This is a genomic window from Methylobacterium sp. XJLW, from assembly GCF_003254375.1.
Taxonomy (GTDB): Bacteria; Pseudomonadota; Alphaproteobacteria; order Rhizobiales; family Beijerinckiaceae; genus Methylobacterium; species Methylobacterium fujisawaense.
Genome location: NZ_CP016429.1, coordinates 5,382,954 through 5,403,922, shown reverse-complemented (window position 1 = coordinate 5,403,922; position 20,969 = coordinate 5,382,954). Strand labels below are relative to the sequence as shown.

17 protein-coding genes and 5 pseudogenes are annotated in these 20,969 nt (G+C 66.3%); 12 read left to right on the top strand and 10 right to left on the bottom strand.

What is annotated here, in order from left to right; all coding sequences use genetic code 11:
- The first annotated feature begins 1 nt into the window (after nucleotide 1).
- The 4 genes from A3862_RS24900 (at nucleotide 2) to A3862_RS24885 (ending at nucleotide 3,124) form a co-directional block, all read left to right on the top strand.
- A complete protein-coding gene (locus tag A3862_RS24900; protein WP_111474076.1) occupies nucleotides 2–754 on the top strand; it encodes an aspartate/glutamate racemase family protein in 753 nt (250 codons plus the stop codon).
- Complete coding sequence (locus tag A3862_RS24895; RefSeq protein ID WP_111474075.1) at nucleotides 751–2,172, top strand: amidase; 1,422 nt, start codon at nucleotides 751–753, stop codon at nucleotides 2,170–2,172. Before A3862_RS24900 ends, A3862_RS24895 begins: the two co-directional genes overlap by 4 nt.
- Nucleotides 2,169–2,501, top strand: a complete 333-nt coding sequence (locus A3862_RS24890; protein WP_043354274.1) for a hydroxyisourate hydrolase — start codon at nucleotides 2,169–2,171, stop codon at nucleotides 2,499–2,501. The genes A3862_RS24895 and A3862_RS24890 overlap by 4 nt, the downstream gene beginning before the upstream one ends.
- 131 nt (nucleotides 2,502–2,632) lie before the next feature.
- Entirely contained in the window at nucleotides 2,633–3,124 is a 492-nt protein-coding gene (locus A3862_RS24885) for a hypothetical protein (protein ID WP_236961500.1), read from the top strand.
- Here the strand turns inward: A3862_RS24885 and A3862_RS24880 are convergent.
- Nucleotides 3,066–3,398: a hypothetical protein gene (locus tag A3862_RS24880; RefSeq protein WP_043354278.1), complete on the bottom strand. Its 333-nt coding sequence runs from the start codon at nucleotides 3,396–3,398 to the stop codon at nucleotides 3,066–3,068. The two genes, A3862_RS24885 and A3862_RS24880, sit on opposite strands and share 59 nt — an antisense overlap.
- Nucleotides 3,399–3,462: 64 nt before the next feature.
- On the opposite strand from A3862_RS24880, the gene A3862_RS24875 reads away from it, so the two are divergent.
- From A3862_RS24875 to A3862_RS31670, 3 genes are all read left to right on the top strand, one after another.
- Entirely contained in the window at nucleotides 3,463–3,816 is a 354-nt protein-coding gene (locus A3862_RS24875; protein ID WP_043386561.1) for a hypothetical protein, read from the top strand.
- A 197-nt stretch (nucleotides 3,817–4,013) separates the two neighbouring features.
- Complete coding sequence (locus A3862_RS24870) at nucleotides 4,014–4,862, top strand: methyltransferase domain-containing protein (protein WP_043354281.1); 849 nt, start codon at nucleotides 4,014–4,016, stop codon at nucleotides 4,860–4,862.
- A 98-nt stretch (nucleotides 4,863–4,960) separates the two neighbouring features.
- Entirely contained in the window at nucleotides 4,961–5,137 is a 177-nt protein-coding gene (locus A3862_RS31670) for a hypothetical protein (protein WP_164706397.1), read from the top strand.
- Between the two features lie 24 nt (nucleotides 5,138–5,161).
- Here the strand turns inward: A3862_RS31670 and A3862_RS24865 are convergent, their stop codons facing one another.
- The 4 genes from A3862_RS24865 to A3862_RS24845 all read right to left on the bottom strand — a co-directional run bounded on the left by A3862_RS24865 (nucleotide 5,162) and on the right by A3862_RS24845 (nucleotide 9,049).
- Complete coding sequence (locus tag A3862_RS24865; protein WP_236961499.1) at nucleotides 5,162–5,446, bottom strand: hypothetical protein; 285 nt, start codon at nucleotides 5,444–5,446, stop codon at nucleotides 5,162–5,164.
- Nucleotides 5,447–5,510: 64 nt separating this feature from the next.
- Nucleotides 5,511–5,804, bottom strand: a complete 294-nt coding sequence (locus A3862_RS24860) for a hypothetical protein (RefSeq protein WP_111474074.1) — start codon at nucleotides 5,802–5,804, stop codon at nucleotides 5,511–5,513.
- A gap of 836 nt (nucleotides 5,805–6,640) precedes the next feature.
- Complete coding sequence (locus A3862_RS24850; protein ID WP_043756315.1) at nucleotides 6,641–7,585, bottom strand: helix-turn-helix domain-containing protein; 945 nt, start codon at nucleotides 7,583–7,585, stop codon at nucleotides 6,641–6,643.
- A 249-nt stretch (nucleotides 7,586–7,834) separates the two neighbouring features.
- Complete coding sequence (locus A3862_RS24845) at nucleotides 7,835–9,049, bottom strand: FAD-dependent oxidoreductase (RefSeq protein WP_236961497.1); 1,215 nt, start codon at nucleotides 9,047–9,049, stop codon at nucleotides 7,835–7,837.
- Between the two features lie 950 nt (nucleotides 9,050–9,999).
- On the opposite strand from A3862_RS24845, the gene A3862_RS24840 reads away from it, so the two are divergent.
- Entirely contained in the window at nucleotides 10,000–10,932 is a 933-nt protein-coding gene (locus A3862_RS24840) for an NAD(P)-dependent alcohol dehydrogenase (RefSeq protein ID WP_043756317.1), read from the top strand.
- A gap of 2 nt (nucleotides 10,933–10,934) precedes the next feature.
- The gene (locus tag A3862_RS24835; RefSeq protein ID WP_043756319.1) at nucleotides 10,935–11,636 is read left to right on the top strand and encodes a helix-turn-helix transcriptional regulator; all 702 of its coding nucleotides are present in this window, start codon (nucleotides 10,935–10,937) and stop codon (nucleotides 11,634–11,636) included.
- A 36-nt stretch (nucleotides 11,637–11,672) separates the two neighbouring features.
- On the opposite strand, the pseudogene A3862_RS24830 reads toward A3862_RS24835, so the two are convergent.
- Nucleotides 11,673–12,126: pseudogene (locus A3862_RS24830) on the bottom strand (IS5/IS1182 family transposase); the annotation flags it as partial.
- Between the two features lie 76 nt (nucleotides 12,127–12,202).
- Nucleotides 12,203–12,499 (bottom strand): annotated as a pseudogene (locus A3862_RS24825) (transposase); the annotation flags it as partial.
- 77 nt (nucleotides 12,500–12,576) lie between these two features.
- On the opposite strand from A3862_RS24825, the pseudogene A3862_RS24820 reads away from it, so the two are divergent.
- Nucleotides 12,577–13,388, top strand: a pseudogene (locus A3862_RS24820) (IS3 family transposase); the annotation flags it as partial.
- Nucleotides 13,389–13,626: 238 nt separating this feature from the next.
- Here A3862_RS24820 and A3862_RS24815 read toward each other — a convergent pair.
- A pseudogene (locus tag A3862_RS24815) lies at nucleotides 13,627–14,902 on the bottom strand (IS110 family transposase).
- A 146-nt stretch (nucleotides 14,903–15,048) separates the two neighbouring features.
- Here A3862_RS24815 and A3862_RS24810 point away from each other — a divergent pair.
- Together A3862_RS24810 and A3862_RS24805 are read left to right on the top strand one after the other, a co-directional pair.
- Nucleotides 15,049–15,336: pseudogene (locus tag A3862_RS24810) on the top strand (integrase core domain-containing protein); the annotation flags it as partial.
- Nucleotides 15,337–15,481: 145 nt separating this feature from the next.
- Complete coding sequence (locus A3862_RS24805; RefSeq protein ID WP_111474072.1) at nucleotides 15,482–15,676, top strand: hypothetical protein; 195 nt, start codon at nucleotides 15,482–15,484, stop codon at nucleotides 15,674–15,676.
- A 137-nt stretch (nucleotides 15,677–15,813) separates the two neighbouring features.
- Here the strand turns inward: A3862_RS24805 and A3862_RS24800 are convergent, their stop codons facing one another.
- Both A3862_RS24800 and A3862_RS24795 read right to left on the bottom strand, forming a co-directional pair.
- The gene (locus tag A3862_RS24800) at nucleotides 15,814–17,046 is read right to left on the bottom strand and encodes an alpha/beta hydrolase (RefSeq protein ID WP_164706396.1); all 1,233 of its coding nucleotides are present in this window, start codon (nucleotides 17,044–17,046) and stop codon (nucleotides 15,814–15,816) included.
- Between the two features lie 19 nt (nucleotides 17,047–17,065).
- Entirely contained in the window at nucleotides 17,066–20,965 is a 3,900-nt protein-coding gene (locus A3862_RS24795) for a CHAT domain-containing protein (RefSeq protein ID WP_164706395.1), read from the bottom strand.
- Nucleotides 20,966–20,969 lie beyond the last annotated feature (4 nt).

Here is a 20,969-nt window from a genome sequence, read left to right as displayed (position 1 = left end):
CATGCGGATCCTGCTCCTCAACCCGAACACCTCCGCGGCGATGACCGAACGCATGGCGCGGGCGGCGCAGGCGGCGCTGGCCCCCGATGCGCGGATCACCGCGCTCACCGCCACGACGGGCCTGCCCTACATCGCCAGCCGGGCCGAGGCGCAGCTCGCCGGCGCGGCGGTGCTGGAGACGCTCGCCGCGCACCAGGCCGGCCACGATGCCGCGGTGATCGCGGCCTACGGCGATCCCGGGCTGATCGCGGCGCGGGAGCTGTTCGACCTGCCGGTGGTCGGGATGGCCGAGGCGGCGATGCTGACCGCCTGCCAGGTCGGAGCGCGCTTCGCGATCGTCACCTTCGCCCCCGCGCTGCTGCCCTGGTACGAGGATGCGGTGGCCCTGGCCGGCCTGTCGGCCCGCTGCGCCGGCCTCTACGCGGTGCGCCGGCCGTTCCAGGCGGTGACCGAGGTCCAGGACGACTTGCGGCCCGAGATCCTGGCCCTGGCTGAGCGGGCGGTCGAAGAGGGGGCCGACGCGGTGATCCTGGCCGGGGCGCCCCTCGCCGGCCTCGCCACGACCCTGCAGGACGCGGTGCCGGTGCCCCTGGTCGACCCGCTGGCGGCCGCCCTCGGCCAGGCGCAGGCGCTGGTGCGGCTCGGGACGCGGCCGCCCCGGGCCGGACGCTTCGCCCGGCCGCCCGCGAAACCGGCCACGGGCCTGAGCGGGCCGCTCGCCCGCTGGATCGCGCATCGCGAGGGAGAGCCATGATGCAGACCGATGCGACGGGCCCGCTCTGGACCCTCTCGGCCACCGCCCTGGGCCGACGCTACGCCGCCGGGACGGCGAGCCCGGTCGCGGCCGCTCGCGCCTGCCTGGACCGGGCCGAGGCCGTGAACCCGGGGCTCAACGCCCTGGTCGCCGTCGATCCCGAAGGTGCGGCGCGCGCCGCCGCGGCGAGCGCGGCCCGCTGGGCGGCGGGCCGGCCGCTCGGCCCCCTCGACGGCGTGCCGGTGACTATCAAGGACAGCCTGAACGTCGCCGGGTTCGCCACCGGCTGGGGCAGCCGGCTCTACGCGGGGCAGGGGGCGGACCGGGACGAGACGCCGGTGGCCCGCCTGCGCGCGGCCGGAGCGGTGATCCTGGGCAAGACCAACGTCCCGGAACTGACCGTCCAGGGCTATACCGGGAACCCGGTCTCCGGCGTCACCCGCAACCCCTGGGATCCGGCGCTGACCCCGGGGGGCTCCAGCGGCGGCGCCGTCGCGGCGGTGGCCGCCGGGATCGGCCCCCTGGCCCTCGGGACCGATGCGGGCGGCTCGATCCGCCGCCCCGCCTCCCATACCGGCCTCGTCGGCCTGAAACCCACCGCCGGACGGGTGCCGCGAACCGGCGGGCTGCCGCCGATCATGCTCGACCTCGAGGTGGTCGGGCCGATGGCGCGCACGGTCGACGACCTCGCGGCGCTGATGCGGATCCTCGGGGCGGCCGATCCGAACGCGGTCGCGCCGAACGGCTTCGGCCCGTTCGGGACCGCCGCAATGCCGGAGCGCCCGCTGCGGATCCTCCATGTCCCGGCCTTCGGCACCGCCCCGGTCGATCCCGAGATCGCCGACAGCGTCGCCGAGGCGGCCGGGCGCCTCGCCGGCCTCGGCCACCGGGTCGAGACCGGCCGCTTCGACGCGGCGACCGCCATCACGGAGGCGTGGCCAATCCTCGGCCAGGCCGGAATCGCCTGGCTGATGCGGGCGCATCCGGGCCGGCGCGACGACCTCGGCCCCGACATCCGCGCCCTGGCGGAGGCCGGGGCGGCCCTCTCGGCGGCCGACCTGTTCGACGTGCAGCGGATGGCGCTGGCGCTGCGTCAGGATCTCGCCGCCCTGTTCGCCGCGCATGATCTGCTGATGACGCCCACGGCGGCGGCGCTACCCTGGCGGGCGGAGGACACCCATCCGGAGCGCATCGCCGGGGTGCCGGTGGGCCCCCGCGGCTCGGCGACCTTCACGGGCTTCGTCAACGCCGCCGGCTGTCCCGGGATCTCGATCCCCTGCCGCCCCTCCCGTGCCGGGCTGCCGATCGGGTTCCAGCTCGTGGCGCCCTGGGGCCGCGACGAGGCTCTGGTGGCGATGGCGGCGGCCTACGAGGCCGCCCATCCCTGGCGGATGCTCTGGGAGGGCGGCGCCCCGTGACCGGCCTGTCGCTCCACGCCGTCGACGCCGCCACGGGCCGGCCGGCCGCGGGGATGCGCGTGCGCGTCCTGCGGGCCGGGTCCCGGCGGCGGGTGCTCGCCGAGGGGCGGCTCGGCGCGGACGGGACGCTCGATCATCCGATCGTGCGGACGCGGCTCGCCGCCGGACTCTACGAGGTCGTGTTCGCGATCGGGGACTTCGTCGGGGCGGCGGGGGAGGGGTTCCTGGAGGAGGCCGCGATTCGCTTCCGGATCGACGACCCCGACGGCCACTGCCACCTGCCGCTGAAATTCACCGCCTTCGGCGTCGCCCTGTTCCGCGGCTGCTGAGCCGGGGTGCGTCGTCCCGGCACGCGCCTGCGGCGGCGCGGCCCTGCCGGCTCCCTCTCCCTTTGAGGTGACCGAGGCCCCCGGAGCGCCTAGACTCGATTCCGATCGGAGCGGGGCGCAGGAGGAAGCCGATGCGGGTTCAGGCGATGACGATCCCGGCCGCGGCCGGGCGCGCGACGCGCGGCGCCCCTCCGGCGCGCATGATGCTGGCCGCGCTGACGGTCCTCGCACTTCCGCTGGCCTGGATCGCGGCCGGACGCTCCCCTGCGGCCGAAATCGACCCCGATCTCGTGCGGGTGATCCGCTTCATGGCGCTGATCAAGGGCGGGTTTGCCCTGGCGGCGCTGGCCGGCTGCCTCTGGCGCCTCGGACGCCCCGCGGCCGCGTGGCGGAGCCTCGTCTACGTGGCCGGGCCGCCGCTCATGGCGGTCGGTGCGGCCGGCCTGTGGTCCCTGCACGATGCCGGCTCGGCGGCGCTCGCCCTGCATCTCGGTCTGTTCGCGCTCCTCGCGGCGGCGCTGACCGACCCCGATGCCCTGCCCGACGGTTCCCTGCGGCACGCCGTCAGATCGTCTCGTAGGCGAACAGAACCGAGATCAGCGTCAGACCGATCAGCCCGATGACGAAACAGATGTCGGCGCAGCGCTCCAGGCGGATCGCGAGGTCGCTGACATCCCCCAGACGGATCGACAGGTAGGACGCGATCGCGCTGACCAGGAACAGGACCGCCGTCAGGGCGGCGGCCTCGTCGACGTGGCTCGGCCCGATCCAGCCCTCGGCGATCTTCACGAGGCCGATCAGCGTGGTGCAGACACCGACCATCGTACCGGCATTGGGGAGGATGTGGCGCGACAGGCCGTCCTCGCCGGATCCGGTGGCCTTCCGCCTTTCGGCCATGCGCTCCTCGTACAGCTCCGCGCCGGCCGATCCCCCTTAGATATCGCGCCCGTGGAGGTTCGTCATGAAGCGACCGCTCACCACCAGCTTCTCCGCGCCGCCGCCGGCGCAGGCCGCCTCCCCCGAGCCGGCGACCTCGGCGGCGACCACAGCGGCATCCTGGCGCGACGTCGCCCCGTTCGCGGCGGCCCTGATCGCCACCCTGGAGGGGATCGAAACGGGGCCGAAGGCGGGGCCGGCGATGCGGGCACACCGCTCCGCCATGCGCCGCCAGGGCGCGGCGGCCGCGGCGCTCGGCGGATCCGAGGCGCTGGAGGCGGTCCTCCACCAGGTCGCGGAGGCCGACGCGGCGCGGGCCGCTCAGCGCCTCGCGCTCATCCGCGAGGCCTGGACCGGGCTGCCGGGGGCGGGGGCGTGAGGCGTTCGGTCGGCCTACCGGACCGGGCTGGCGGCAGGTCCCGGACGCAGGTCCCGGACGAAGCGCGCCGTCGGGCGGGGCGCCGCCGCTTCGCGCCCCGGATTCAGACCGTCGCGTAAAGATTTGATACAGGATCTGGGATAAATTCGGGCTCAGCCACGCCGCGTCACACCGAGATCGATCGTCAGGAATTTGTGATGAACGACCAAGACAAGCAATTCATCACCCAGCAGATTCTTGATGTGGGCCGCCAGCTCTACGCCGCCCTCGACAGCAAGATCATGGCGGCTCACGCGCAGCAGCTCGCACAGATGCAAGATGTCAGGCGCCTCGCCGTCGTTCAGCTGGCGCCGAAAAACAACTTCTGTCTCGTGACAGATCATCCGATCGCCTACGAGAGCAACGATCACACGGTTCCGCGCGGAACAAAGGATGACAATACACGCAATCAGCGGTTCTGTCATGCGATCGAAAGCCATTTCGGCCGAAAGGTCACCGCCCTGGACCTCGGCTGCGCAGGGGGCGGCCTCGTCTTCGATTTCCTCATCAGAGGCAACGCGGCATTCGGAATCGAGGGAAGCGATTACTCCCTTCGCGCGCAGCGCGCCGAATGGTCTATCATTCCAGATTATCTAAAGACATGCGATATTACCAAGCCATTTTCTCTGATAGATCAGAAGACGGGTACGAAAGCCAAATTTGACGTCATCACGATGTGGGAGGTCCTCGAGCACATCGAGGAATCGTTGCTTCCTCAGCTGTTTGCCAATGTGAAATCTCATCTGGCCGACGGCGGTCTTTTCGTGGGCTCCGCCGCGACATACGACGATGTCGCCAACGGCGTGAGCTACCATCCTACAGTCAAGCCGGAGACGTGGTGGCGCGAGCTTGTCCGGCAGCACGGGCTCGAATTCGTCCCGAAGAGCATGTTTCAGTTCAAGGATTTTTGCCGAGGTTCCGGCAATGAGAACGCATTCTACGATGCCGATTTCAGCAAGAACCCCGAACTCGGCTTCCACTTCGTGATGAAGCACGTCGCCGCTTAGGTGCGGGGCATCCGAACGCGGCCATGAGGGCGCCGCACGCTTGAGCGGACCGAGCGCGCGCCCCACATGGACGGGAGCGACAGCATGGGGGGCCGGCCGTGTACGACCTCATCCACACCCTCCGCCTCTGGCTCTGGCGCCGTCAGATGTGGGCCATGGCACGGGCGTGCCGAGTGCCCGCGACCGGCGACGGCGACTGGATCGCCGCCACCGTGGCGGCCTCCGCGACGAGCTCGGGCGCGCCGGTCTCGTACGTGAGCGGCGCCGGCCTGTAGCGGATCCCGCTTTACCGGGAGCGATCAGCCTTCCGGAGATGGCTCGGCGGCGGCGGCGCCCGGCTCGGGTGCCGGGCCGGTGTCGAGGGTGCCGCTGTGGACCAGGGCGCCGGCCCAGGCGCTCGCGATGATCCGGACCTGCTCGATGGCCTCGGCGCGGGTGAAGGCACTGTCGCCTCCTCCCGGCCTGCCCTCGTCCCAGTAGACGAAGCCGGTGCGCCGGCCGCCGGCATCCTCGACGCAGGCGGCGTTCTCGAGGACGCAGATCCGGAGCGGGAGCTTGAGGCCGAGTGTGGGCATGGGGCCCATATAGGGCGCCGATCCCGCAGGAAATCGGCGCGCCCGCCGCGTGACGGTGCGCCTCAGGCAGGCCTCAGGTGGGTTTGACCGCGTTGAGCGCCCGCGTCAGGTGCGCCACGACCTCGTCGCCCTTGGGCGGAGGCTCGGCTTCCTCGACCCGCCGGGCGACTTCCATCACGAGGTATGTCACCGATGGCGGCCACGATACGCCGTTGTCCAGGAGCATCCGGGCGGCGCTCACGAGCATCCTGAACTGGTCCGGCGGGATCGTGAGACCGGCCTCGTGCTGCGCGAGGATGTGGTCGGCGATGGCAGCCGCCAGTCCAGCAACCTCGGCCATCTTGTCGGGCGGACCCTCAGCCGTCATCTCAGATCGCGCTTCGTCTTGGAACGTTCGGTGCGGAGCATCTGTCACCTCTCCCAGGCCCACACGGTTCCACAAGCAATCCTGGGCAGCAAGCCACGCGGGCGGTTCGCAACTCCGACGTGTTGGATTGTGAACCATCGACGTCATGCGGCGGATCGGGCGACCCATGCGTCTGCGCGGCTGGCCGTGCGCCCTGGCATCCCCTCATCGAGGCTCCCCGTTCGTGGCCGCTCTTCACCCGGCGGCCGGCCCCGTGCGGCCAGGGAAGCGGGCCATTGCCGCCCGTGAATGGGATCCGGGGCTCGCGTCCGTGCGGAGCCGCGCGCCCGGCCCTCCGCCGTCCACCCGAATGCGATGTGACGGGCGCTCCGACGCGGCTTGACCGGTGAGCCAGCTGCGCTGGTCTGGGAGGCAACCGCGTCCTGACCGAAGCCGCGGGCCTCGAAGATCCTGTGGACGACGCCTGGCCGCTTCGCCTCGTCCAGCCCGATCGTGACGCAGGCGAGGGCAGCGGGGCGGCCCTGCGGGACAGCGACCTGCATCTGCTGGTCGACCGGCCACAAACGGAACGGCGACGGGCCGCGCGTGCGTCAGCGTGCGGGCGGCGGCGCGGACGGTAGTCGTCCCATCGATGGCCACCGTCACGCCGTCGGGTTTCCCGTCATCCGAGCGACTGACAAAGATCAGCCCGGCGGTCGGCGCCCCTATCCGGCCGACCCGGAGCGGACCGGTCGGGGCAATGTCGAAGTAAGAGCGGACGGTCCGTCTCCGACCCAATTCGGCCCCTCGGCGGACTCGGACGACAGCCCGAAAACGGATGCGGCCGACGGCACGTCCTACCTGTGCGCCCGCCGGTAGTCACGCGGGCTCATGCCGTGGCGATCCTTGAAGCGGCGCGCGAAATGCGCCTGGCTGCTGAAGCCGCAGCCGTAAGCCAGCATGCCGATCGACAGGTGGGCGCAGGCCGGATCGGCTAGGCGCTTGGCTGCCGCCTCTAGCCGGCGTCCCCAGATGTAGTCGGAGATGTGCCGGTCGCGCTCGTGGAACAGCTCCTGCAACCGGCGCAGCGACACGCCGACCGCGGCGGCGAGCTTCGGCGGGTCGAGGGTCGTGTCACTCAAGTGCGCCTCGACGTAGGCCTTGGCGCGCTGGACGGTGGCGTTGCCGTGTATGGAGCGGGGCACCTCCTGCGCCAACCGTTCGGCGAGACTGGCCACGACGAGATCGATCCCAATCGACGCCATGCGCGCCGCACCGTCGGGGTTGAGCCGATCTCCCACCCGGATCAGTTCCTGGACGTAGGTGTTCGCCAGCATCGTAGAGGCGAGGTTGGCCTCGACCGCGAGGGCAGTGAACAGTTGAGACGGGCCCAGCACGCTCTCCAGGCGCTCCCGCGGCAGGTCGAGGATCAGGAAGGTGCCGGTCTCGATCTCGCTCACGCCCGGTCGATGATCGAGCACGACGAAATCGCCGGCCCGAGCCAGCGCCTCACGCTCGTTCTGCTGGACGGCATGGCGGCCGGATTGGCTGAAGACCGCGTAGAGGCGGTCACCCCGGCCGTTCCGCCGCACCGCCTCGGGTGTCACTTCGGTCCGGGTGGAACTCTGAACGCTTCGCGTGATCGGCAACGCTCCGATCGCGGTGACCTCGATCCGGCCGTGGAACGGCGCAGCGTCAAGATTCCGGATCTCGTTCGGAACCATCTGATCGCACATCATCTCCCGCCATCGCCGGAAGGCGATCCTGGGGTGGAGGCCCTCAGTCGAAAAAAGCGGTCGCATCCGCGGTCTCGGTCCACAGGTCGCCATAGGAGGGCGGAGATTGGACGGGCCGCCCGTCTATTGTATATAATCTAACGATTCAAGCATTGCGGGCCGCCCGAAAACGGACCGGCGGAAACCCATCCCGAGCCGCGTTTCCGGACGCGACCCATGCCAGACGCTTAGGCGACGATCAGCGCATCCCGGAAGCGATCGTAACTCGTTCGCGCCCCACTTTCGTTCGAGGCCGGGTTGGCTGTCGCCGTCGTTTCAACTCGGCGACAGGGGATCCTGTCCAAGGAGCTTTGCACCCATATCCGCCGAACGGCGAACCACCTCGAAGCCATAGGTGGTCATCTCCCGCTCATACGCCTGAAGCGCTGCATCGCAGGACAACTCGCCTTTGTGATGCTTCACGATCCAGTTCCTCAAAAGCCCCGCATCGCGCAAGGCGACGTTCGCGCCTCGCCCCAGGCTGGGTGTCATCGTGTGGATCGCGTCGCCCAGGAGCGTGACCCTCGTCTCCGGCTGGAGATCGAAGGGAATGCAGGAGGCCATCTCGACATAGAAGAATGAACCCGCTTCGCCCGCCTGCGGCACCTTTGCAGCCCCTGACGGCCACTCTGCCAGAAGCCGGCTCGCCAGATCCTGCAGCGTGTCGCTGGAGGCCGCGCGCAGGGCGGCTTCGTCGTCCCCGAACAGCTCCTTGCGCCCCGCGATGATGCAGCCGATGTAATCATCCTGCGTCCGAAGCCTCGCCTGCGGCAGCAAGGCGCGGGCCGCTTGATCGGGCGCCATCGGATAGATCACAGGCCCCACGCCCAGGATCAACTTGCGGGTGTCGAAGGCGGCGGTGAAAATATCGGCCAGGGCGTGAGGCGGCAGAACCCGCCGCGCGTCGCTCAAGGCCAGGCGGCCATAGATGGCGCGGGCACCCGAATCCATCATCTTCGCGTCAGGCGCCCTTTGACGGCGCAACGCCGACCCCGCGCCGTCCGCACCCACCAGCATTGTGCCGCGCGCCGTCCGGCCATCGGAAAAAATCGCGGAGACCCCCGTCTCATCTGTCTCATAACCTTCGAGCCGTGCATCCCAGTGACAAACATCCTCCAGATCCTGCAACAGGATCTCGCGCAGGGTCGCACGGTTCACGTTCAGATGCTGGGCAATGCCGTCGGTCAGGTGATGCTGCGTCTTGCTGTAGTCGTCGGTCTGGAACCGGCGCTGGATTGCGAAACTCGTGTCCATGATGGTCGTGTAGGGCAGCGGGTGCATCGAGGTGGCCTCGAACAGCGCAAACAGCGGCCCAGGCAAGGCGGCTTTCAGCGCCGAGATGCCATCGGCATCCAGATGCAGGCGGTAGCCCTGCTTTCGATCCCAGGGGCCTGCATCTCGATCATAGACCGCGACCTCAATTTGCGATGCGCGCAAATGTTGCGCAAGACAAAGGCCGCCGATCCCCGCACCGATGATGATGATTTTCACGTTTGTTGTCCTTGATATAGGCCTAGATCGAGCGACCAGCCGCCGGGGCGGCCTGCGAAAGGACCTGGAGCTACCAAGGTAAGCGCTGAGATGGTTTTCGAGACGATGTCTGTTAAGCGTTCAGACATAAGGCGCCCATCTCCACCGGCGCGCTACGCGCACGCCTACGTTCACCTTGGCGTCCGCCAGGTTTGAACGTCGTGGAGCCAGTTGGGCGATGAGAAACCGCAAGCGGCGACCGCGCTACCAATCGGTCTGCTCTCTTCTCGACATGGAAATCATATTCTGAGTCGCGCCAAAATCAACCTGCCGAGCGCGAAAATCGAAGCGCGAAGGGTGGTGATATCCTGGTTCCAAAACGTCGGCCCATAACCGAGCAATAGGAGATCATCACGTGCATCAGACGGCCATCGACTGAGTGTCCTTCTGGATCCTCGTAAACGCGTCTGCTTCTTGCGTTTTGCGCCCGGAAGCGGATTGTCAGAAACCCACCCTGAGCCGCCGGTCCGCACCCAACCCCTGCCAGCCGTGCCGCCAGCTTTCGCCGACACCCGGAAGCAGCCATTTACCGCCCCTCCGACACCTTCGGCTGAGGGTGGACAGCGGACCGTAGATCGTCGTCCAGAAGCCGACGTTCAGCCTCCGACCGACCATCGTTGCACATGTTGCGGCCTGACTCGCGCCAGATCTGACAGAGATTCCGATCCAGATCTCAAACAGGAACTGCGATCTATCCACCACGTCTCGATCGCGAAGGTTCGGACTGCATCATGGATCGGGGCCAATCAGCGGCCGAGCGCTCCCTGACTTGCTGTTGAAGCCAGTACGCCCCCGCCATCAGGGCGCGCTCCCACGCGGGCGGATGCTGTCCGCCGCTCCCGCTTCCACGATGGTGACAGAAATTGTCACCACGGCGGCGTAGGACGCCGCCTCGGGTGAAAGGCGAGTCCATGAAACGCATTCAATATCACTCCTACGGCGGCCCCGAAGTCATGCGGCTCGAAGAGTTTGCACTGGGAACGCCAGGGAAGGACGAAGTGGCGGTCGCCGTCCGTCGCGCCGCGCTCAACCCGATCGACTGGAAGGTCCGCAACGGGGCGATGAAGATCGTGACCGGGCGATCGTTCCCGCGTGGAATGGGTCTGGACCTGGCCGGCACCGTCACCGCGGTCGGGGCCGACGTGACCCGATTCAAGATCGGCGACGCGGTCTTCGGCATGGCGCGCTTCAAGGAGGCCGGTTCACTGGCCGAAGCTGTCATTGCCAAGGAAGCCGCGCTCGCGAAAAAGCCGGAGACCGTCTCCTTCGAGCAGGCCGCATGCCTCGGGACGGCGGGCGTCACGGCTTGGAATGGCCTCATCGACAAGGCGCAACTGAGGCCCGGTCAGAGCGTGTTCATCAATGGATGCTCGGGTGCTGTCGGAGAGGCCGGCGTGCAGATCGCACGCATGTTCGGCGCCGAGGTGTCGGGCAGCTGTGGCGCCGAAGGGATCGAGCGTGCCCGCTCGCTCGGGCTCCAAACAGTCTATGATTATCGGGTCAAGGCCGCATCCACGATTTCCGAGGTATTCGACGTGGTGTTCGATGCTGCAGGAACGCTCTCGACGTCAACCGGTATCGGCCTGCTGCGCAAGGGCGGCACCTTCACCACGGTCGAGCCTACGCCCGTTCGGTTCTTGCGTGCCGTGTTCGACCGGCGGATGAAACCGATCGTCGGAAAGCCACGTGCGGACCTGCTCGACCGCCTGGCAAAGGCAGCCCATGACAGGACGCTGGTTCTGCCGATTGCCGAAACCGTGCCGCTCGCGCAAGCTATTCCGCTGATCTCGGCAATCGAGGCGGGCCGCAAGCTGCGCGGCAAAGTGGTCGTCACGATCGGGTAGCCGTGTCGCGCAGTCACCGTCTCTTCGACCTCCTCCAGCGTCTCCGCCGTCACCGAGGGGTGGTGGCGGGCGCGGTGCTCGCTCGCGAGGCCGGCGTCTCCTTGCGCACCATCCGCAGGGATATCGCGACTCTGCAAGCCATGGGGGCCGACATCGATGCGGAGGCCGGCGTCGGCTATGCTCTCCGCCCTGGTTTCTTGCTCCCGCCGCTCTCATTCACCGAAGAGGAACTGCACGCACTGGTCATCGGTGCGGAATGGGTGAGCCGTCAGACCGACGCCGCCCTGGCTGAGGCCGTTCGCAATGCTCTCGCTAAGATCGATAGCGTGCTGACTCCGACCCTGCGGCCGGCTCTCGACGACAGCAGTTTCTACGTCGCCTCCGGCCCTCCCTCGGTCGCCACGCGCTTCGATCTGGCGCAGTGCCGCCGCGCGATGCGCGAGCAGCGTAAGATGCGGGTTGTCTACCGTGAAGAAAGTGGCGGCACGTCGGAGAGGATCGTCTGGCCGATCATGCTTGGTTTCGACGGTTCCGGGCGAAGCTTTGCAGCTTGGTGTGAGAGAGAGGCCGGTTATTGCATTTTCGACGCCGAACGCGTTGTCGATATGACCCTTCTCGTGGAGCATTACCCGGGAAGCCGTCGACAGCTGGTCAAAGCGTGGCGCGCCGTGGCAGAACGACTGTGCGCGCAAAGGGTCCGATAAGGCCGCGGTCCTCCGCAGGGCTGCCGAGGAAGCGGCCGCACCAGCCGTGCAGTCAGCGGCCGGCCCGCCGATCAGCAGGAAAGCGAGCGGGCGGCAGGCGCGGTCGGGGGGGGCGCGTGGATCCCGGCCGTGCGTCCACCGCGCGAGCGCCCGCTTGCCCGCATCGGTTCTCCCCTTCGCCTCCCGTGGAACAGCGATGGGCCTCCACCCCGGATGCGTCGATCAGACCCTGGGCCGGCGGTCCGCCAGCCTGAGCCAGAGCTTCGAACAGACCGCCCGTCCTTGCCTGCCCAGCGCATGAAGCGGTCAAGGTCTTCTTCGGGCCGTAGATCTCGCGCGGTGCGTCCGCCCGACGTCCGCCGGATTTCAGCCCGTGACCGATGCCGCCGATCACGCGCGGGTCGTCGACGCGCTCCTTGCCTCGCGTATCGGTGGGCAGGTGCGGAGCGATCTTCGCAGACTGCTCGTCCGTCAGCCAGGAATGATCCATCGGCGCCTCCGGCAGGAGCCGTGAATCACATCCTGCCGGGCCGCGCTATCGTTATGGGGGACGACACTTAGAGCGCCTAACAGAACCGTTTGAGCTGGTTGAGTGTAATGAGGCTGGCAGCGAGGCTGGTGAAGGCTTCGTAGATGTCTGCACGTCGCTCATAGCGCACGGGCAGCCGACGGAAGCGGTTGAACCAAGCGTGTGTGCGCTCCACCACCCACCGGTGCCGGCCCAGCCTCTCGCTGCTTTCGATGCCGCGGCGTGCGATGCGTGGGGCAATCCCACGCGCCCGGCACTCGTGTCGGCGCGGTTGAGCGTCGTAGGCTTTGTCAGCGTGCAGTTTGTCCGGGCGGTGTCGCGGCCGGCCTCGCTGACGTCCCCCCATCGCTTTGGTCCGGCGTGAGTGCGAGTTTTCCGGTTGTGTGAGACCCTGATGGGAGGAGCAAAGCCGTGAAGAAGAGCAGGTTCACCGAAGAGCAGATCGCCTTCGCGCTGAAGCAGGCCGAGACCGGGACACCGGTCGCGGAGGTGCTGCGCCGGATGGGCATCTCGGAGCAGACCTTTTACCGCTGGAAGAAGCTCTACGGCGGCTTGGGCACTGGCGAGTTGCGGCGGCTGAAGCAGCTCGAGGACGAGAACCGCAAGCTCAAGCAACTCGTCGCCGATCTGAGCCTCGACAAGCACATCCTGCAGGACGTGCTCGCAAAAAAGCTCTGACGCCTGGTCGGCGACGCGAGCTCGTGCACCAGGTTCAGGAGGCGCACGGGGTGAGCGAGCGGCGCGGCTGCGCCGCGCTCGGCGTCGGCCGGTCGGGTATCCGCTACCGCTCAACCAAGCCCGATCAGGCACCGCTGCGGATGCGCATCTGCGATCTGGCCAAGAGCCGGGTGCGCTACGGCTACTTCCGGATCTACATCCTGCTGCGCCGGGAGGGTTGGCGGGTGAATCACAAGAGGGTCCACCGTCTCTACCGGGACGAGGGGCTGAGCCTGCGGCTCAAGCGGCCGCGCCGGAACGTCAGCGCGGCACACCGTGAGCGTCAGCCTGCTGCGCTCCGGCCGAACGAACGCTGGTCGATGGACTTCGTCTCCGACGCGCTGTTCGACGGCCGCCGGCTGCGGGCCCTGACGGTCGTCGATGCGTTCACGCGCGAGGCTCTGGCGATCGAGGTCGACCAGGGCATCAAAGGCGAGCAGGTCGTGGCTGTCGTCGGTCGCTTGGCGCTGCTGCGCGGAGCACCGGGCGCGATTCAGGTCGATAACGTCCTACGTAGCGATGAAGGACGGCTGGCCAGGCAACAGGTCTCCGTCCGCGAACATGCGCCCGCGGTGTGTTTGTCGTCAACGTCGATCCAGGCGGCTCCTGCCGATCCGGAAGAACTCTCGGCCATAGCGAACACAGGATCCAGCCGATGCACGCGGCACCGTGGTCCTCACCGTCCTCAACACGAGATGTCGATCCAGGCAGGAGACCCGAGCATTATCTACAGGGTCGTGGTTCTCACGCCCTCACGGCTCTGCTGAGAGGGTTCTCCCACCTGGCACCGGCCCTCGACGAAGGGCCGGTAGTCGGCACCGGTCTTGATGACGGCGTGCACCACGCGCGCCATCTTGGCGGTGATCGCGGTCAGCGCCTTACGCCGCAGGTCGGCATTGTGCCGGTCGCGGGCGATGTAGCGCTCGAACTTGTCGCGGAAGCCGTTCTCCCGCTGCCGGATAGCGACCTGTCCGGCCAGCCAGAGCGTACGCCGGAGCCGGGCGTTGCCGTACTTCGACAGCTTGGTCTGGCCGCGGAAGGTGCCGGATTGCTGGGTGGCCAGATCGAGCCCGCAGAACTTCAGGAACTGCCGGTGATGGCTGAAGCGGCGCAGGTCGCCGGCCTCAGCCAGGATGGTCAGGGCGTTGATCGGGCCGATGCCGGGGATGCGGCGCAGCAGCTTGTAGTCGGAGCTGTCGGTCAAGAGGGCGTCGGCCGTGGCCTCGATGGCGTCGCGCTGCTGGATCAGCCCGCGCGCCTCGCCGATGACGAGCCGGAACATGCTCACCGCCGGAGCGTCAGGCGGCACCGGCAGGCCGATCGAGCTGTGGGCCGTCTCGTAGATGTCGCCGAGCAGTTGCGCCTTGGCGACCTTGCGCCCGACGACATCCCAGGCGGCGGCGATGAAGGCTTCCTTGCTCAGCGCGGTGATGCAGGCGGGCGTGGGGAAGCGATCGAGGAAGGCGAAGAACCAGTCCGAGCGGCTGTTGTGGCGGAAGCGGTCGACCTCTGGGAAATACAGCGGCAGGTAGTGGGTCAGGATCCGATGCAGCACCTCGGTCTTGGCCCGCGAGACGGCGTCGTGCGTCTTGGACAGCTCCTGCACGTCGTTGATGCCGGCGGCGAGCGGGTCGTGATACACCTGCGAGGCGCCGATGCGGATCATGTGCAGCATGACTTGGGCGTCCTTCGGGTCGTTCTTGTCCCAGCCGTTGTGCAGGGCCTCGCGGGTGCGGGCGAGCCCCACGGAGGAGATCAGGCGCACGGCAAAGCCGGCCTGGAGCAGGCGCCAAGCGATCGGGCGGTGATAGTTGCCGGTGGCCTCGAAACCGCAGGTCACCGGCTGGCCGAGGTTCGACAGGAGCGCGATCAGACGGTCGTGCTCGGCGCGGGTGTTGAGGACGCTCAACCGGCGTCGTCGGCCGGAGCCGGGCACCTCGATGAGGACCTCGTTGCGGGCCTTGGCGACGTCGATGGCTACGAGAACGCCGGCCGGCGGCGTAAGCTGTGGTCTGGTCATGGTCGATCCGTCTCCGGAATGAGGCTTCGAACACCGTCATTCTAGAGACCTGTCGATCGGCCATGACCGCCCAGGGCGGCGCGCTGCGCTCAGCATGGCTTCGCGCGCCGCCCCAGAGCCGTCGAGCCATCTTCCCGATGTGCTACGGGCCTGAGTTCGTCTCGAAAGCCCTCGACCGCTGGGCCTACGAGAACGGCGTCACGTTGGACTTCTCACGACCTGGCAAGCCGACCGACAACGCACTGGTCGAGTCGTTCAACGGCCGGCTGCGCGACGAGTGCCTGAACGCGAACTGGTTCTTGTCGTTGGCCGACGCGAGGAGCAAGATCGAGACGTGGCGGCGGCACTACAACGAGAGCCGTCCTCACACCGCCCTGGGGTGGCGAACGCCCCAGGAATTCGCCCTGGCGGCGGCCCTGCAGGCCGCCGAATGAGACCCGGAGGCTCACCTTTCGGCCGGACCAAGATCCGGGGGACCCTCAATGGCGGCCCCCGTCGATCAACTGGACGGCGTGGCTTCTGCAGGCGGACCCGAGCGCGCGCGTTGCGGACGATCGCCGCTTCCTCGATCGCCTGCGAGTGGAGGCACCCGATCTGGCGAAGTTCGCCGCCGGTCTCGAGCGCGACAGGGACGCGTTACGCGGCGCGATCACGGCGCCCTGGTCGACGAGTCCGGTGGAGGGGCAGATCGGCAGGCTGAAGATGCTTAAGCGCACGATGTTCGGCCGCGCGGGCTTCGCGCTGTTACGCCAGCGCGCCCTCACCGCGCCCTGATCTGGCGTTCCGCGCCACACGAGATGCGGAAGAACGAGACTTCGGCACCCGTTGACAGACTCAGACCAAACCGAAAATGCTTTATAAAAGGGTCAGCAGTATCGAGCTTCCCCAGATTGGGATACTGAGTTCGCACACTATCTGCGCAAGCTCCAAAAATTTGCGTCGCCAGTGGAAAACACTTCTATACGCTGACGTCGACCGGGGGATTCGTTATTGCGTATCAAATCGTAGATGTCGTGCAGTATCGCCTCTGCTTGAGAAAAATAGGAATGACCTAAAAGGTCCAAGTCGAAATTTGGGACCGTAATAGTATCGATTGATGGAGCAACAGTGTAAGGTTCAAAATAGCCGGCGCGAGGCGCGTCGTGCAACTTCGATGATAGATGCACCGGCCGGTCAGCATTCGATATGTAGAGTGTGGTCCGCTCGCCGTGCTGCGCGTAGAGGTAAGCGAGGTCAAGGAACAGGTCGCGGTCGATATCCGGCGCAGCAAGGACGATCTGACCGAACTGTATTTTGCCGCTAGTGTTGGCATCGGCGGCGATCCGCTGCAGCGCGCGCAGGAATCCGCGATTTCCCATACTATGGGCGATCACGTGCAACTTGCGAGCGCCACTTTTGGTTGCGAAATCGACCAGGAAGTTCTTGATTGCCTTCTCGCTCGCTTCGATCGCTGCCTCATCTACCGGATATGCGATCGCGCTACCACGTGAGGGCCAACTGAAAAAAGCCGTCGCCCCGATGACCTTGAGGTCATACCCGATTTGTGCGGCTCGAATGGCGGCCTCTTCAAAGCCGACGTTATAGCCGTGCAGGAATACGAGTCCGTGCGGCTCCTCGCCGCTCTCGACCGCGGCATTCATGACGCCCCGTAGGTCCGCCATGAAGGCGTCTGGCTCTAAAACCTGCATGTCCAGCATCTTTAGACGATCGTCCGAGATGTTGAAGCGAAGGAGGCGCTTCCAGAACGGCGTGCCGGTCTCGCCGAAGCGGTGCGCGTGCGGAATTTGGACTTCTACCCGCCCATAGACCACTCGATCGCTGCGTTCGCCCGAGAAGCCCAGCTTGTCGGACGTTGGCCGGCGGCTGGTACCGAACCATACCGGGTAGACGACGCCGTCACTGCTGCCACGCTCGAGGTCGAACGAATCAATTGTGATGCTTGGCGGCGCCGACTTGGCGTCTTCAAACTCAGTCATCAAGGCCCTGACCCGGCGCTCAAGTGCGGCGCACTCCGCCGCCGCCTCTGCAAGCCCCTGCAGGATTGCCTGTTGGAGCTCCAGGATACGATCCGTGTCTCGAGTCCGAACCGCCTGCGCAAGCTCCGCCACCATGAGGTCGAGCGATAGTTTTTGGGTTGGGGACATCGGGAGTTCCTCGCTGTCGCTATATCGAGCCGCGGTTGCGGAGCTTTTCGCGCAGGCGATCCAAGTTAGCTTGCAGAGCTCCGACATCGACGCCCTGCAGCGCCTCGCTAAGCGGCTGGAACGCGGCGTCCGCCATTAGGTCTCTGATTGACAGGCTGCCTGCATCCGCGCTGCTGGCTAAGAGCTGCCCATAGCCCTGCACTGCCATCCTGAATTGAGCTGCTCCTCCTGAGAGAAGTCCGTATATAAGGGCAGCGACCCGATTTTTTTCGGCTGGTAATTTCTGAATCTCAAGATAATTTGCGAGATTATGGTGCGCAGCGCTGCGATCTTCAAAATATGGCAATGCATCAAATATCGTGATCGCTCGCCGCTGTTGTCGCACAGCCTCTGACGTGTCGCCTGTTTTTTCCAAAATTTCCGCAATGTTATGCAGCGCCCTAGCCCGGCTCAGTGGATTATTCTTAAATATATCGAGAGATCTCTCTAGCACGCGCTTAGCCTCACCGAGTCTCCCGAGTTGGGTCAGGAAAACAGCGCGATTATTCTCCTCAGACGCTAAATCCCCTAGAGGTGATCCTAGGGACTTCAACACGTCAAGTTTCTGATCGGTCAGCCTCAACGCCGACGTCCAATCTTGCCGTTGGGTGTGAGCCATCCGGGCTGCATCAAGCCCACTCAGCAAAAATTGGGCAAGCAGACCGTGATGGGGGGCATCGGGCGGTACATCTCCCGCAATGCTCTGGGACCACCATCGCTCAATCTCGGCCACCCTAGCCTCAACGTCAGGAAGCACCTCCTCACTTCGTCCGTCCAGGATATCAAGCCGCAGCATTTCCAGCTCGCTGCCGATAATGTGGACAGCAGGCGCCGCGGCCTTCCTCAACGCTTCGGCGTTCTCGCTTTGCCGTTTGCGGGAGGCACTCAGATCGCCGACTTTCCTCAAGGCAGCTGCCCAATTGCCGAGGATAACCGAGAGATCGGACCATTCCTGACGGCCGTCGCCGCCTGCTTGCCTGGCTGCCGTTCTGGCGAGATCGGCAGCCTGGTCGTAGAAGGTAAGGCTCTCTGGCGACCGTCCCGAATTATCCAGGGCGTCGGCCAGAATCAGGAGGCAGACGGCGCGGCCGTGCTCTTCGGGCGCTTGTAGCGCTGCGTTCTGAAGATACGGCATCAATACGTTCAGAGTCTCAGGGTCGCTCGTATGGATGATGACGCCGTCGGCAAAGTAACGGAGTTGGTCGTAGGCCCTGGCGTCGAGGAAGTAGACGATCGCCCGTCGGCCGGCTTCCAGTGCCGCCCTCATATCCGTTCGTCGCATTTCCCTAAAGAGCGAGCCAAGAAGCGTGCCGTAATAGGTGCGGACGTACGTTGCGGTGAGGCCGTCCAGGTCGTCAGGATGCTCGTTCATCCACGCGAAGATGCACTCACGAACCACCTCGTGGCATCTGAACAGGGGGGGGCCGTCGTCAGGCTCGGCCGTCTCCTCGGTGACCAAGCCCAGAGCTACGAGATGGCGCAGGAGGTTGACCGGATCCGGCTTCGCCAGCCCGGTGTGAGTTGAGCCGATGGCGGCGGTGGCTGCCAAGCGCGCGCGCCGCGCTTCCACGTCCTTTAGGTCGTCGCTCCAGACGGCCAGTATCATGTGCCGGTTGATCGGCTCGTTGGCGAGGGCGATCATCCAAAGCAGGCGGCGTGCTGCAGGGGGAGATATCTCGATCAGGCCGGTGTTCGAATTAGCAAGCGCATCTTGAAGATACGCGATCTCATCCCGATCGCCGCGGGTAGCCTCGAAGAGCGCTGACAATCTATCATGGCCGTCAGTGGTCTCTGAGGCTTGCAAGGCTTTTAAGAGCTGAGGTCGCAAGGTCGGGCCGCCGCTGGCCAGGCTCGCGAGCCGAGACATCATGAGCGGATGGAACCGGCTGAGATTAAGCAGGCGGATGGCAAGCATCCGCTCGCCCTCGTCGCCGCCGAACATCATTCGGCTCAAGCCGGGATGGTCGCGCAGGTACAGGGCGGCTTCGTTAGACGACAGGGACCCGAGCCGGACCGTATGGACATTGCCGCAGGCGAGGGCCGCGAGCGGCCGCCGGCAGGTCACGAGCACGCGAGAGTGGGTGCCAACTAGCTCTTCGGCCATGCGTCGCAGGCAGAGATCCCACGCCGGATCCTGACAGGCCCAGGTAGGTTCGCCTTCTGGCGAGAGAGACGCCGGATGAGACGCCAGGTTCGTCTCGAAATTGTCCAAGATGAGGAGGATCGGCTCGTCCCGAAGCGCGCGGATTAGGTTGTTGGTCAGACGGTCGACCCTCGCAGGCCCCGTAAAGCCAGACGTGCCGATGCGATGGATGGCGTCGGCCGGGTTGGCCTCCACATGCTGGTGATAGAGGCCGAGCTCGCCCAGGAGTTTTTGGTGGATGTCGTTCAGCGTGGCGTCAAACGATAGTGCGTTCGGCTTAGCTTGGTAGAGCAGCACCCATTGGAAGCGCTGCTCCCAGAGCGCCAGCGCTTCGGCCGCAAGCGCCGTCTTCCCCATACCGCCGAGGCCGGTCACTTGCGCGATCGACTTCGCGTCGTCGTCGCGGCCGGCGCCGATGAACTCCGCGCCGAGGCCCGCAAGCTCCCAAGTCCGGCCGACGAAACTCTCGTGCTCGGATGCTTTCAGCTCGGCCATTCGGTGAAGCCGTGGGTCTCGCGTGATCAGGCCTGGGCTGCGGCCTGCCGGCAGGACGAGGCCAGGATGCTCGGCGCCGTACAGCAGGGCTGTGACGTGATCGCAGGCGGCGAAACGTGCCCGATGTTCGTGCGCAGGCTCGCGTAGGGCGTGTCGTGCAATCGCCAGCGCGGCTGCGGCACCCTTGGGCTGAGGATGCGCGAGGAGCGCCCGATAAAACTCTACAGCCAGCTCGCGTGCGTAGTCGTCCCCGACCGCATAGCGCATCGCCACTACGGATGGTACGCCGCCAGCAATTAGCGCCTGCGCTATGCCGGAATACCCAGGCTCCTTAGGCCGGGCGTTCGGTTCCACCTGCGGCGCCTCGCGGATAACTTTCGCCTCTTCGCCCTGTGCCAGGGCCAGGAAGTCCCGCCAGTTCCTGATCGGCACGGACTCACCAGATTGGCAGGCACTCAGGACAACGAGCGCCGGAACAATGCCGCCTGCCTGGGCGAACAGATCGAGCAGTTCTTGCCCCGAGAGGCTATCTTTCGCGCCGCCTGGTCCAGCAAGCTCCAGCGCGTTAACGTGGCCGTGCCCGCTCCAATGCACAATGTGATAGCCACCGTTCTCCTGAATCTGCTGGTGCAGTCGTTTGCGCGTCACACCGTAGGATAGGGTGTCGGCAACGATCCGGCGTTTCGGGTAGATTTCTCGCTCGAACAGGCGCTGCAGTTTTTTCCGCTCGCGCCGCGCACCAAGGGCTCGCGAGCCTCGCGCCTCCGCGAAGACGAACAATACGCGGAGGCTTTCGCTTGGTCCAAGCACCAAGGAGGGAGGCGCCCCTTCGCCTTCTCGGCCAACGCGAAACGACAACCTGCGATCGTCGAGCGTGGGCTGGTCCTGGGCGGTTCGGCCGATCTCCCAAGGGAAGCGGGCGAGGGCGGCGGCTAGCCAATCGTCGCTTGCTGAAGGTAGCCGGACACGGACCGTCCCACCCGGCGAAGCGTCCCATAATAGTCTGAAGATCTCGGGGCCTAGGACATCTTGTGCGATGCACACGCCAATTTCAGCGAGGGCGGTGCTTTCCTGTCCGGGTTCGACGTAATGGCGCAGAAATTCACGCAGGTCGAATAGGCCGTGCCGGCGCGACAAGGGTACGACCTTGAAGTCGACGCGCTGGTATCCGAGATGCACGCCATGCTCATCTAGAAGACGGATTTCCGCCGTTTGGCTCGGCGCATCGGTCGAGATGAGCATATCA